The sequence below is a fragment of the Streptomyces cyaneus genome, from assembly GCF_004028635.1.
In the GTDB taxonomy this organism is placed as follows: domain Bacteria; phylum Actinomycetota; class Actinomycetes; order Streptomycetales; family Streptomycetaceae; genus Streptomyces; species Streptomyces cyaneus.
In genome coordinates, this window is the sequence record NZ_ML138679.1 from 23,005 (window position 1) to 36,189 (window position 13,185).

The window sequence follows — 13,185 nt, forward strand, 5'->3', positions numbered from 1 at the left end:
GACAGACAAATACCGGTGCCGATGTCCCAAGTGAACATCGGCACCGATATGTTGACGATCTTTTACCTCATCCCACGAGGTTGTCCGCCAGCTCCTCGGAGAGGTTGGCCTCCGTGCCCGGGATGCCGAGATCCTGGGCCCGCTTGTCGGCCATGGCCAGCAGTCGGCGGATACGGCCGGCGACGGCGTCCTTGGTCAGCGGCGGGTCGGCGAGTGCGCCCAGCTCTTCGAGCGAGGCTTGCTTGTGCTCCATGCGCAGGCGTCCGGCGGCGGCGAGATGCTCGGGGACCTCGTCGCCGAGGATCTCCAGGGCGCGCTGGACCCGTGCGCCGGCGGCTACGGCCGCGCGCGCCGAGCGGCGGAGGTTGGCGTCGTCGAAGTTGGCCAGGCGGTTCGCCGTGGCACGCACCTCGCGGCGCATCCGGCGCTCCTCCCAGGCCAGCACGGACTCGTGCGCGCCGAGCCGGGTCAGCAGGGCGCCGATCGCGTCACCGTCCCGGACGACCACGCGGTCCACGCCGCGCACCTCGCGGGCCTTGGCGGCGATCGACAGCCGACGGGCCGCGCCGACCAGCGCGAGCGCGGCCTCGGGGCCCGGGCAGGTCACCTCCAGGGAGGACGAGCGGCCGGGCTCGGTGAGCGAACCGTGCGCCAGGAACGCGCCGCGCCAGGCGGCCTCGGCGTCACAGGTGGCCCCGGAGACCACCTGCGGGGGCAGGCCGCGGATCGGGCGGCCACGCCCGTCGACCAGGCCGGTCTGGCGGGCCAGCTGGTCGCCGCCCGCGACCACGCGCACGACGTAGCGCGAACCGCGGCGCAGCCCGCCCGGCGCCATCACGATCAGCTCGGAGCTGTGGCCGAAGATCTCAAGAATGTCCCGCTTGAGCCGACGCGCCGCCATCGCGGTGTCCAGCTCCGCCTCGATCACGATGCGCCCGCTGACCAGGTGGAGGCCGCCGGCGAACCGCAGAATGGCGGAGACCTCCGCCTTCCTGCAGCAGGTCCGGGTGACGGGGAGCCGGGAGATCTCATCCTTCACCGCTGCCGTCATCGCCATGGGCCGATCCTTCCATGCATCCGAAAAATACGGTCGTACGCGGCGGCGAGGAGCTCCGGGTCGTGCCGGGGCGTCCCGTCCGTCCGGGCCACCGGGGCCAGCTCGACCGCAGCACCGAGCCGCTTGGCGGCCTCGGTGAGCACATCCCGGTCGGGCACGGCGGCCTCGTCGGCCAGCACCACGTCCAGGGCGAGTTTAGGGGCGTGTCGTCCCAAAACCTCCAAATGACGCTGCGGTGAGAAGCCTTCGGTTTCTCCCGGCTGCGGGGCGAGGTTCAGGGAGAGTACCCGGCGCGCCTTCGTCTCGATGAGGGCGTCCAGGAGTTCGGGCACGAGCAGATGCGGGATGACCGAGGAAAACCAGGAGCCCGGGCCGAGCACCACCCAGTCCGCGTCCCGGACGGCGGCGACGGCCTCCGGGACGGCGGGCGGGTCGTGCGGTACGAGGTGCACCGACTGCACCTCGCCGGGGGTGAGGGCGACGTTGGCCTGGCCACGGACGGTGTCGACGGCCTCGGGCAGGTCCGGGGCGTGCCCCTTGACCAGGGCCTGCAGCTCCAGCGGCACGGCGGACATGGGCAGCACACGCCCGTGCGCGCCGAGCAGCTTGCCGACCAGGTCCAGGGCCTGGACGTGGTCTCCGAGCTGCTCCCACAGGGCGACGATCAGCAGATTGCCGACCGCGTGGTCGTGCAGGTCGCCCTTGGAGTGGAAGCGGTGCTGGATCACGCGGGCCCAGGTCTGGCCCCAGTCGTCGTCGCCGCACAGCGCGGCCAGCGCCTTGCGCAGGTCACCGGGCGGCAGCACGCCCAGCTCGTCGCGCAGGCGCCCGCTGGAGCCGCCGTCGTCGGCCACGGTGACGACCGCGGTGAGGTCGCCGGTGATCCGGCGCAGCGCGGCGAGCGAGGCGGACAGCCCCATGCCGCCGCCGAGGGCGACGACCTTGGGCTGGGTGCCGCGGCGGCGCGGCCTGGCACCGCGGGCCTCGGCGGGCCGGCCTGCCCGCGACTCGGGCACCGCCCGGCGCAACCTGCTCAGCCGCGGAGTACGTCCCGTCATTCCCGTCCCATGTCCCGGTGTACGACCACCGTCTCCACGCCCTGGGAGGCAAGGCGCGCTGCGAGCTTCTCGGATGTGGCGACCGAGCGGTGCTTGCCGCCGGTGCAGCCGACCGCGATCGTCACGTACCGCTTGCCCTCGCGGCGGTAGCCGGCCGCGATGAGCTGGAGCAGCTCGGAGTAGCGGTCGATGAACTCCTTCGCGCCGGGCTGGTTGAAGACGTACGCCGACACCTCCTCGTTGAGGCCGGTGAAGGGGCGCAGCTCCGGGACCCAGTGCGGGTTGGGCAGGAAGCGCATGTCCACGACCAGGTCGGCGTCGACCGGGAGGCCGTACTTGAAACCGAAGGACATGACCGTCGCCCGCAGCTCGGGCTCCTCCTCGCCGGCGAACTGGGCGTCCATCTTGGCCCGCAGCTCGTGCACGTTCAGGCTGGAGGTGTCGATCACCAGGTCGGCGTCGCCGCGCAGCTCGCGCAGCAGCTGACGCTCGGCGGCGATGCCGTCGACGATGCGGCCGTCGCCCTGGAGGGGGTGCGGGCGGCGCACCGACTCGAAGCGGCGCACCAGGGCGTCGTCGGAGGACTCCAGGAAGACGATCCGGCGGGTGACGCCCCGGGTGTCGAGTTCGGCGAGGGACTCGCGGAGGTTGTCGAAGAAGCGCCGGCCGCGGACGTCGACGACCACCGCGATCCGCGCCACGTTGCCCTGGGAGCGGGCGCCGAGCTCCACCATGGTGGGGATCAGCGCGGGCGGGAGGTTGTCGACGACGAACCAGCCGAGGTCCTCCAGACACTTGGCGGCCGTCGAGCGGCCGGCCCCGGACATGCCGGAGATGATCACCAGCTCGGGGATGGCCGCTTCGGGGACTCCGGCCGTCTCGATGCCCGTACTCACCTGTGCTCCGTCTTCCTGGCGTGCGTCCTGCTGGGTGAGATCCTCGCCGGTCTTCTTGTGGGTTTCCTGAGCTTCTTGATCTCGCTCGCCTGTGGGTTGTGTGTCGTGCTCGCTCATCTCTCCTGCCCCCGTCGTTCGTCCGGGGCGCCCGCGGACACGGGCTCCCCCGAGGTCTCCGCCGTCGTATCGGATTCGGATTCCTCGTCTTCCATGATCTCTCCAGTCGCCGTGTTCACGGCGGGTGCGGCCGGGGCCGCCTGGGCGAGGGCCGCGGCGATCGTCTCAGCCGTCTTGCGGCCTATGCCCGGCACCTCGCAGATCTGCTCGATTGTGGCGGATCGCAGCTTCTTCACCGAACCGAAGTGCTTGATCAGCGTCTGCTTGCGAGTCTCACCGAGGCCGGGGACGTCGTCCAGCGGGCTCGACCGGAAGCGCTTGGCGCGCTTGGTGCGCTGGTAGGTGATCGCGAAGCGGTGGGCCTCGTCCCGGACCCGCTGGAGCAGATAGAGACCCTCGCTGGTGCGGGGCAGTACGACCGGGTCGTCCTCGCCGGGCAGCCAGACCTCCTCCAGGCGCTTGGCGAGGCCGCAGACGGCGATGTCGTCGATGCCGAGGTCGTCCAGGGCTCGCTGGGCGGCCGCGACCTGCGGCTGCCCGCCGTCGACGACGACGAGCTGCGGCGGATAGGCGAAGCGCTTGGGGCGGCCGTCGTCGTCCTTGAGGCCATTGCTGAGGGGAACGGAGGAGGTGTCGGTGAGCGGGTCGGACGAAGCGTCGGTGAGGGGATCGGACGAGGCGTCGCTGAGGGTGTTCTCGCCGTCGGCCCACTCGCCCGTCTTCTCCTTCTCGGCGAGGTAGCGCTTGAAGCGGCGGGTGATCACCTCGTGCATGGAGCGGACGTCGTCCTGGCCCTCGAAGCCCTTGATCTGGAAGCGGCGGTACTCGCTCTTGCGCTGCAGCCCGTCCTCGAAGACGACCATGGAGGCCACGACGTCGTCGCCCTGGAGGTGCGAGATGTCGTAGCACTCGATCCTGAGCGGGGCGCTGTCCAGGTCGAGGGCGTCGGCGATCTCCTCCAGCGCCCGCGAGCGCGTGGTCAGGTCGGAGGCGCGCTTGGTCTTGTGCAGGACGAGCGCCTGCTGGGCGTTGCGCTCGACGGTCTCCATGAGGGCGCGCTTGTCGCCGCGCTGGGGGATGCGCAGTGAGACGTTGGCGCCGCGTCGCCCCGACAGCCACTCCTGCACGGGCTCCACGGGGTCGGGCAGCGCCGGGACCAGGACCTCCTTGGGCACCGCGTCCCCGGTCTCCTCGCCGTAGAGCTGCTGGAGGGCGTGCTCGACGAGGGCGCCGGTGGTGATCTCCTCGACCTTGTCGGTGACCCAGCCGCGCTGGCCGCGCACCCGGCCGCCGCGGACGTGGAAGATCTGCACGGCCGCCTCCAGCTCGTCCTCCGCGACCGCGATGAGGTCGGCGTCGGTCGCGTCGGCGAGCACGACCGCGTTCTTCTCCATGGCCTTCTTCAGGGCCTCGATGTCGTCGCGCAGGCGGGCGGCCCGCTCGTACTCCATCTCGTCGGCCGCCTCCACCATCTGCTTCTCGAGGCGGCGCAGATAGGTGCCCGTGCGGCCGGTCATGAAGTCGCAGAACTCATCGGCCAGTTCGCGGTGCTCCTCGGCGGAGACACGGTCCACGCAGGGGGCGGAGCACTTGCCGATGTAGCCGAGCAGGCAGGGGCGGCCGGTGCGGCGGGCGTTCTTGAAGACGCCGGCCGAGCAGGTGCGCACGGGGAAGACGCGCAGGAGGAGGTCGACGGTGTCACGGATCGCCCACGCGTGCGCGTACGGCCCGAAATACCTGACGCCCTTCTTCTTGTGACCGCGCATCACCTGTACACGCGGATACTCCTCGTTCATCGTCACCGCGAGGTACGGATAGCTCTTGTCGTCGCGGTACTTGACGTTGAACCGGGGGTCGTACTCCTTGATCCAGGAGTACTCCAGCTGCAGGGCCTCGACCTCCGTGGACACGACGGTCCACTCCACGGACGCGGCCGTGGTGACCATCGTGCGAGTGCGCGGGTGCAGGCCCGCCAGGTCCTGGAAGTAGTTCGCCAGGCGCTGGCGCAGGCTCTTCGCCTTTCCGACGTAGATCACCCGGCGGTGCTCGTCACGGAACCTGTACACCCCGGGAGAGTCCGGGATCTGTCCCGGCTTGGGGCGGTAGCTGGAGGGATCGGCCATGTCTCACACCCTACTGGCGAGCGCTGACAGTCCGGCGGGGCTGTGGACAACGCCGGAGCGTGTGGGCTCAGCGGCCCACGACCCACGCCACGTCGGACGGCGGCGTCCCGGCTTCCGGCACGTGGCGGACGGTCCACAGCACCTCTGCGGGCGGCACCGTGCCGTGCCCGGGTACTCGTCACGCTGCCGGTTCCGCGCCCAGGTGCCCATCACACCGCCCGTTCCGCGCCCGGGTACCCATCACACTGCCCGTTCGTGAGCACGTGGCGCCCGCGGTGCCCCCCTCGGCCCCGGGATCGGCGGCGTGCGCGCCGGGTCGTCCTCGTCGGCCGACGGCATCACCACCATCACGCACTCGGCGTTGCTCACCACCGCCGGCACCACCACCGCCAGACGACGCCCCGAAGAACTGGTCAGCCACGCTTCGAGCCGGCCACCGGAGATCCGGTCCCGCAGCAAACGGGCCGCCTCGTCGGCCGTCACGGTCCCGGCCGCGTCGCCGTACCGCCAGCCCTCCCCCATGGGCGCGACCCCGCCCCGTCAAAACCACAGCCACGCCCTGCCGGGGCCGCAGTCCCGGTGCTGGAACGTAGGAACGGACCAGGACACGGCGGTGGTCGTCGCTGTCCTCGGGGAGTCGGAGTTTGCCAGGCGGCTGCGGCCGGCAGCACGAGGATCCCTGTGGCGGGGCGGCGCTCGCGGATCGTGCGGGCCGCCTTGAGGCCCTCGGTGGAGCGGGCGGGCGGGCGGCGGTCTGATGTCGACGATCTCTTGGCCTGGTCGCGCGCCCCGACCCACGACCAGTTCCAGCAGCCCGGCCGCGTCGCCGGCCTGCCCCCGACACCTCGTACCCGACGCACTTGCACACCTGGCGGTGGAGCTGGCCCACAGCGCCACCTGCTTGATCATCCTGATCTCCGCCCCCCCTCCCCGGAGGACGTCCAGGAGCCCGTCGCCACCAGTCCGGCCTGCGGCTTCCTGCCCAGAACCGCTCTGCCCGCGTGGCTATCAGCGAGGCGCTCGACAACAGCGTTATGAGCGGGGCGACTTGAAGTGACCGCATCGTGACTCGGCCAGGATTGCCCACTGTCGGGCATCGGGTGTTGTCGGGACTTGGTCAACACGCTTCAATGCGGGGGAACTCGGGGCCGTGAACGACGGCGTACGGATGTGAAGACCCCTGCCGCGCCGACGGGGTGGCCCCGAGCAGCCGCGCGAACGGCCTGACCACCCGTTGTGAACAACCACAGAAAGGCCCCTGCATGCTGCACGCCACACAGCACGCGGACATCCCCGCCGACACCGCGGAACTGGACACGGCCCTGCGAGGCGGCCCGTTCCACGTCGCCCTGCGCGCCGCGATAGCCGCCCGGGGACTGCCGCTGCAGCGCGTGCAGCATCATCTGTCCCGTCGCGGTGTGAAGGTCGGCGTCACCAGCCTGAGCTACTGGCAGCAGGGCGCCCGCCGGCCGCAGCGCCCCGAGTCACTGCGTGCGGTACGGGCGCTGGAGGAGATCCTCCAACTGCCGGAGGAGTCCCTGATCCGGCTGCTCGCCGAAGCCGACCACCACTCCGCCCTCCAACGCCCCGCGGCCCGCTCCTACCGCTCCCTGGTGGAGGCCTCTGGCGTCCTGGAACAGCTGCTGGCCGAGCTGGACTGTCCTGTCGACGGCGGCCTGCACACCCTCGCCCACCACGAGCGGGTGCGGATCGGGCCGCGCCGTGAGCTGGCGGGGCGCGAGTCGCACCACATCGTGCGCGCCCACAGGGACGGCGTGGACCGCTTCGTCGCCGTCCACCACGGCGACCCGGGGTGCGTGCCGGAGCGCATCACGGTGCATGCGCTGGAGAACTGCCGCACGGGACGGGTCCGTTGGCACCATGACACCGGTGTCCTCGTGGCCGAGCTGCTCTTCGGCACCCGTCTGCGGGCCGGCGACACCTACCTCTTCCGCTACGGCGTCGAGGACGGCACGGCCGACGTGTCCCGCGAGTACGCCCGCGGTTTCCCTCTCGCGGGCGGCCAGTACGCCCTCCAGGTCCGCTTCGCCGAGAACGCCCTCCCGGTCCGCTGCCACCGGTTCGCCCAGCACTCGGCGGCAGCTCCCCGCAGTGGCCGTCAGGGACTGGCCCTCAGTGGGCTGCACCGTTCCGTCCACCTTGTCGAGCCACGGGTGCGGACGGGGATCGTGGGCATCGGGTGGGAGTGGGACTGAGCCGCCGCTCCGATCTGCCCCAGGCTCGGCAGACCGCCAGGTCCTGACAGCGGCCGGGCAAACCACCACGCCGTGATCCCGGCAGAGCAGACCTCCACGTTGTGCCCCCGGCCGGGCAGACCACCACGTTCCTCATCCTGGGCAGGCTGACCACCACGTTTCTCGTCCCTGCCAGGCTGGCCACCTCGTTTCTCATCCCGGTACGGATGACCACCAGGTTCTGCTCCCGGGACCGCCGACGTTCCCCTCGGCAGGGTCAGGCTGGGGACGTAAACGATTGCGCAAACGTTTACGTCCGGCCTCGAATGGGATACCTTCCCGGCCAGAAGACCCGCGGCGCCCGGGGAGGGCGGGCGCGGCACAGGCAGAACCGGGAGGGGATCGCGATGGCGACCATGGCCGACGTGGCGCGGAGCGCCGGCGTGTCCGTGGCGACCGTCTCGCATGTACTGAACGGCACCCGGCCGGTGCTGCCCCACACCCGCCAGGCGGTGCTGGACGCCATGGACGAGCTCGGCTACACGCCCAACACCCTCGCCCGTTCCCTGGTGACCTCCCGCACCCGGTCCATAGGGCTCGCGGTGTCGGCGATCAGCAATCCGTACTTCACGGAGATACTCCAGGGCGTCGAGGCCGCTGCCCTGGAACACGGCTACAGCCTGCTCATCGCCGACCCGCACGACGATCCGGAGCATGAGCGCAAGGTCGTCCAGCTCCTGCACGAACGCCGCGTGGACGGCATGATCATCGCGGCCTCCGCGGACCCGCGCGAGCTCATCGCCTACCTCGGGCGTCACAAGGTGCCGACCGTCCTCCTCGACCGCGTGGTCGACACCACGGCCGACGGCTCGCCGCACTTCGACCAGGTCTGCGCCGACAGCGCCGAACCCGTGGCCCGGCTCGTCACTCATCTCGCCGACCTCGGCCACCGGCGGATCGCCCTGGTCGCCGGCCTGCCCGGACTCAGCACCACCGGAGAGCGGCTCGCCGGATACCGGGACGGCCTGGCCTCCGCCGGGCTCGCCTTCGACGAACACCTCCTCGTGCACGGCGACTCCGAGTCGGCGGGCGCCGAACAGGCCACCGCCGCACTGCTGTCGCTCGCCTCGCCGCCCACCGCACTTGTCACCGCCAACAACGCGATGACGATCGGTGCCCTGCGTGCCCTGCGCGACCGCGGCCTGTCCGTGCCCGACGACATCGCGCTCTGCTGCTTCGACGACTTCGCCTGGGCCGACCTCTTCTCACCCCGGCTCACGGCGATAGCCCAGCCCAGCAGGGAGATGGGTGCCCACGCGGTCCGTGTGCTGCTCGATCGCCTCGCCTCGCCGGACCGGGCCGCCCGGACGGTGCGTCTTCCCTGCACCTTCATGCATCGCACCTCGTGCGGCTGCCCTGAACAGCCGCGGGGTGCCGGGACATCCGCGAAACCCGAGATTCCCGAGGTGCGCGAAATAGCTGCCAGGCCCGAGAAACCCGACGGCACCGCCGAGCCCCTGCCATCCGACAGCCCCGAACAGCCCCTGACGTCCGTGAAAGGAACCGTCTCGTGATCGTCGTCGCCGGTGAGGCCCTGATCGACCTGGTACCGCAGGGCACGGGCGCCCTGGCGGGCCTCAAGCCGGCGCTCGGCGGCGGTCCCTACAACACCGCCGTGGCCCTCGGCCGCCTCGGCTCCCCCACCGCCTTCTGCTCCCGGACCTCCTACGACGCCTTCGGGGACGCCCTGCTCGACGGGCTGCGGGAGGCCGGGGTCGACGTATCGGCCGTGCAGCGCGGTGTGGAGCCGACCACCCTCGCGGTGGCCACCATCGACGCGAAGGGCTCGGCCGCCTACTCCTTCTACGTCGAGGGCACCGCCGACCGGCTCTTCACGGCACCCCCGGAGCTGCCCGCGCAGACCCGCGCGGTCTCCTTCGGTACCTGCTCGCTCGTCCTGGAACCGGGGGCGAGCGCCTATGAGGAGCTGATGCGGAGCGCGGCCGCGCAAGGGGTGTTCACCGCGCTCGACCCGAACATCCGGGCCGGACTGATCCCGGACCCGGACGGTTACCGGGCACGATTCAAGAGCTGGCTGCCGTCGGTGTCGCTGCTCAAGCTCTCCGAGGAGGACGCGCTGTGGCTGGGCGGCACCCCGCGCGAGTGGCTGACCGCGGGACCGGCGGCCGTCGTGATCACTCAGGGCGGTGACGGGCTGACCGCCTTCACGCGGGACGGCGCGGTGCACGCCGTAGCGGGCGAGAAGGTCGACGTCGTGGACACGATCGGTGCGGGCGACACCGTGAACGCGGCTCTCTTGCACGGCCTGGCCACTCAGGATGCCCTGTCCGCCGAGGCGCTCCTGGGACTGGGCGCCGACGGCTGGACACGGCTGTTGCGGTTCGCGGCGCGGGCTGCCGCGATCACCTGCTCCCGGGCCGGCGCCGAGCCGCCGTTCGCCTCCGAACTGGGGGACTTCTAGGAGGCGTTCCGTGCCATTCCACTCTTGAGGAGTCAAGGTTCGTCACAGCCGCGGGGATCGGGCGGCTGATCATTCAACGCACGGCGCCCCGCAGGGAGTTCCCGCGGGGCGCCGCACTTTTCGGGTTGGGTTCGGGCTCGCTGCCCGCGAGCCTCAGGCCTTGCGGGCCCGCGTCGTCTTCTTCGCGGGTGCCGCCTTCTTCGTGGCGCCGGCCGCCTTCTTGGTGGCGGTGTTGTTGGCGGCCTTGGTCGTCTTCGTGGTCCTGGCCGTCGCCGTCTTCTTCGCCGTCGAGTCCGCTGCGACCGTCTTCTTGGCCGCCGCCTTGCGCGGGGCCTTCACCGAGGCCGCGTCGCTGATGCGGTCGGCGCCGAGGATCTCGCGCAGGAACTTGCCGGTGTGGCTGGCGGGGACCGCGGCGACCTCCTCGGGCGTGCCCTCGGCGATGACGAGGCCACCGCCGGCGCCGCCCTCGGGGCCCATGTCCACGAGCCAGTCAGCGGTCTTGATCACGTCGAGGTTGTGCTCGATGACGATGACCGTGTTGCCCTTGTCGACCAGACCGGAGAGGACCTTCAGCAGCTTGCTGATGTCCTCGAAGTGCAGGCCGGTGGTCGGCTCGTCGAGGACATAGACCGTGCGCCCGGTGGAGCGCTTCTGGAGCTCGCTGGCGAGCTTGACGCGCTGGGCCTCGCCGCCGGACAGGGTGGTGGCGGACTGGCCGAGCCGGACGTAGCCGAGACCGACGTCGTTGAGCGTCTTGAGGTGACGGTTGATCGCCGGGACGGCCTCGAAGAAGTCCATGGCCTCTTCGATCGGCATGTTCAGGACCTCGGAGATGGACTTGCCCTTGTAGTGGACCTCCAGGGTCTCCCGGTTGTACCGGGCGCCGTGGCAGACCTCGCACGGGACGTAGACGTCCGGGAGGAAGTTCATCTCGATCTTGATGGTGCCGTCGCCCGCGCAGTTCTCGCAACGGCCGCCCTTGACGTTGAAGGAGAAGCGGCCCGGCATGTAGCCGCGGACCTTCGCCTCGGTCGTCTCGGCGAACAGCTTGCGAATGTGGTCGAAGACGCCGGTGTACGTCGCCGGGTTCGAGCGCGGGGTGCGGCCGATGGGCGACTGGTCGACGTGCACCACCTTGTCGACGAGGTCGTCGCCGTCCACGCGCGTGTGCCGCCCGGGGACGTTACGCGCGCCGTTGAGCTCGCGGGCCAGGTGCGTGTACAGGATGTCGTTGACCAGCGTCGACTTGCCGGAGCCGGAGACGCCGGTGACCGCGGTGAACACGCCCAGCGGGAAGGAGACGTCGATGTCCTGGAGGTTGTTCTCGCGGGCGCCGTGCACCGTGAGCCGGCGGGACGGGTCCTGCGGGCGGCGGATGTCGGGCAGCGGGATGGCCTTCTTGCCGGCCAGGTACTGCCCGGTCTGCGACTCGGTGTTGGCGAGCAGTTCCTTCAGAGAGCCGCTGTGCACGACCTTGCCGCCGTGCTCACCGGCGCCGGGGCCGATGTCGACGACCCAGTCGGCGGTCTTGATGGTGTCCTCGTCGTGCTCGACGACGATGAGCGTGTTGCCCATGTCGCGCAGCCGGACGAGGGTCTCGATGAGCCGGTGGTTGTCGCGCTGGTGCAGGCCGATGGACGGCTCGTCGAGGACGTACAGGACGCCGACGAGTCCGGAACCGATCTGCGTGGCCAGGCGGATGCGCTGGGCCTCGCCGCCGGAGAGGGTGCCCGCCGCGCGGTTGAGCGAGAGGTAGTCCAGGCCGACGTCGACCAGGAACCGCAGTCGCTCGTTGACCTCCTTCAGCACGCGCTCGGCGATCTTCTTGTCGCGGGCGTTGAGCTTCAGCTCGCCCAGGAACTCCGCGCAGTCGCTGATGGACATCGCGGAGACCTCGGCGATCGACCTCTCCATGATCGTGACCGCGAGGACGATCGGCTTCAGACGCGTGCCCTCACAGGTGGGGCAGGGCACCTCGCGCATGTAGCCCTCGAAGCGCTCGCGGCTGGCGTCGCTCTCGGCCTCGCCGTGCCGGCGCTTCACGAAGGGGACAGCGCCCTCGAAGGGCGTGGTGTACACGCGCTCGCGGCCGTACCGGTTGCGGTAGCGGACCTCGATCTGGGTCTTGTGGCCGTAGAGCAGGGCCTTCTTGGCGCGCTGCGGCAGGCCCGCGAAGGGGATGTCCGTCCGGAAGCCGAGCGCGTCGGCGAGCGCGCCGATCAGGCGGCCGAAGTAGTCCTTGGTGTGCCCGTGCGACCAGGGGTGGATGGCGCCCTCGTCGAGGGACTTGTCCTCGTCCGGGACGATCAGCTCGGGGTCGACCTCCATGCGCGTACCGATACCGGTGCACTCGGGGCAGGCGCCGAAGGGCGAGTTGAAGGAGAAGGAGCGCGGCTCCAGCTCCTCGAAGGACAGGTCGTCGTACGGGCAGTACAGGTGCTCCGAGTACATGCGCTCGCGCTCGGGGTCGCCCTCGGGGAGGTCGACGAAGTCGAGCACGACCATGCCGCCGGAGAGGCCGAGGGCGGTCTCCACGGAGTCGGTGAGGCGGCGCTTGGCGGAGTCCTTCACCGTGAGGCGGTCGACGACCACCTCGATGGTGTGCTTCTCCTGCTTCTTCAGCGTCGGCGGGTTGGAGAGCTGGATCGTCTCACCGTCCACACGCGCGCGGGAGTAGCCCTTGGTCTGGAGATCGGCGAAGAGGTCGACGAACTCGCCCTTGCGCTCGCGCACCAGCGGCGACAGCACCTGGAAGCGGCTCCCCTCCGGCAGCTCCAGAACCCTGTCGACGATGGCCTGCGGCGACTGGCGCGAGATCGGGCGGCTGCACTGGGGGCAGTGCGGCTTACCGATGCGCGCGAAGAGCAGACGCAGGTAGTCGTAGACCTCGGTGATGGTGCCGACAGTCGAGCGCGGGTTGCGCGAGGTCGACTTCTGGTCGATGGAGACGGCCGGGGACAGACCCTCGATGAAGTCGACGTCCGGCTTGTCCATCTGGCCGAGGAACTGCCGGGCGTACGACGACAGCGACTCCACGTAGCGCCGCTGCCCCTCGGCGAAGATGGTGTCGAAGGCCAGCGAGGACTTGCCCGACCCCGACAGGCCCGTGAAGACGATGAGCGAGTCGCGCGGCAGGTCGAGCGAGACATTCTTCAGGTTGTGCTCGCGCGCGCCACGGACGATGAGACGGTCGGCCACGCCGGTCCGCACCTTTCTTGAGAGAAGTGACAGGGGCGAGGCCCCCGTGCTTTTCA

Annotated in this window: 9 protein-coding genes; 3 read left to right on the top strand and 6 right to left on the bottom strand. The window is 70.6% G+C overall.

From position 1 onward, the window contains the following. Positions 1-67: 67 nt before the first annotated feature. The 5 genes from whiA to EHO50_RS07235 form a co-directional block, all read right to left on the bottom strand. On the bottom strand, positions 68-1,057 hold the full coding sequence (gene whiA, locus EHO50_RS07210; RefSeq protein WP_128429029.1) for a DNA-binding protein WhiA: 990 nt from the start codon (positions 1,055-1,057) through the stop codon (positions 68-70). Continuing rightward, positions 1,048-2,115 carry a gluconeogenesis factor YvcK family protein gene (locus EHO50_RS07215; RefSeq protein ID WP_128429030.1) on the bottom strand — a complete coding sequence of 356 codons (1,068 nt, stop codon included), beginning with the start codon at positions 2,113-2,115 and terminating at the stop codon, positions 1,048-1,050. Before EHO50_RS07215 ends, whiA begins: the two co-directional genes overlap by 10 nt. After that, a complete protein-coding gene (gene rapZ, locus EHO50_RS07220) occupies positions 2,112-3,128 on the bottom strand; it encodes an RNase adapter RapZ (protein WP_128429031.1) in 1,017 nt (338 codons plus the stop codon). The genes EHO50_RS07215 and rapZ overlap by 4 nt, the downstream gene beginning before the upstream one ends. Then, complete coding sequence (gene uvrC, locus EHO50_RS07225; protein ID WP_128429032.1) at positions 3,125-5,251, bottom strand: excinuclease ABC subunit UvrC; 2,127 nt, start codon at positions 5,249-5,251, stop codon at positions 3,125-3,127. Before uvrC ends, rapZ begins: the two co-directional genes overlap by 4 nt. Before the next feature lie 240 nt (positions 5,252-5,491). Beyond that, entirely contained in the window at positions 5,492-5,773 is a 282-nt protein-coding gene (locus tag EHO50_RS07235) for a hypothetical protein (protein ID WP_128429033.1), read from the bottom strand. Positions 5,774-6,513: 740 nt separating this feature from the next. Between EHO50_RS07235 and EHO50_RS07245 the strand changes: the two genes are divergently transcribed. The 3 genes from EHO50_RS07245 (at position 6,514) to EHO50_RS07255 (ending at position 9,928) form a co-directional block, all read left to right on the top strand. After that, complete coding sequence (locus tag EHO50_RS07245) at positions 6,514-7,467, top strand: hypothetical protein (protein WP_128429034.1); 954 nt, start codon at positions 6,514-6,516, stop codon at positions 7,465-7,467. Positions 7,468-7,853: 386 nt separating this feature from the next. Next, entirely contained in the window at positions 7,854-9,020 is a 1,167-nt protein-coding gene (locus EHO50_RS07250; protein ID WP_128429035.1) for a LacI family DNA-binding transcriptional regulator, read from the top strand. Then, positions 9,017-9,928, top strand: a complete 912-nt coding sequence (locus EHO50_RS07255) for a carbohydrate kinase family protein (protein WP_128429036.1) — start codon at positions 9,017-9,019, stop codon at positions 9,926-9,928. The genes EHO50_RS07250 and EHO50_RS07255 overlap by 4 nt, the downstream gene beginning before the upstream one ends. Positions 9,929-10,081: 153 nt before the next feature. On the opposite strand, the gene uvrA is transcribed toward EHO50_RS07255, so the two are convergent. Continuing rightward, a complete protein-coding gene (uvrA, locus tag EHO50_RS07260; protein ID WP_128429037.1) occupies positions 10,082-13,129 on the bottom strand; it encodes an excinuclease ABC subunit UvrA in 3,048 nt (1,015 codons plus the stop codon). Positions 13,130-13,185 lie beyond the last annotated feature (56 nt).

Coding starts and splice junctions, on each gene's coding strand:
- uvrC (WP_128429032.1), bottom strand. CDS start 5,251: ATGGCCGATCCCTCCAGCTACCGCCCCAAGCCGGGACAGATCCCGGAC.
- rapZ (WP_128429031.1), bottom strand. CDS start 3,128: ATGAGCGAGCACGACACACAACCCACAGGCGAGCGAGATCAAGAAGCT.
- EHO50_RS07215 (WP_128429030.1), bottom strand. CDS start 2,115: ATGACGGGACGTACTCCGCGGCTGAGCAGGTTGCGCCGGGCGGTGCCC.
- whiA (WP_128429029.1), bottom strand. CDS start 1,057: ATGGCGATGACGGCAGCGGTGAAGGATGAGATCTCCCGGCTCCCCGTC.
- EHO50_RS07245 (WP_128429034.1), top strand. CDS start 6,514: ATGCTGCACGCCACACAGCACGCGGACATCCCCGCCGACACCGCGGAA.
- EHO50_RS07250 (WP_128429035.1), top strand. CDS start 7,854: ATGGCGACCATGGCCGACGTGGCGCGGAGCGCCGGCGTGTCCGTGGCG.
- EHO50_RS07235 (WP_128429033.1), bottom strand. CDS start 5,773: ATGGGGGAGGGCTGGCGGTACGGCGACGCGGCCGGGACCGTGACGGCC.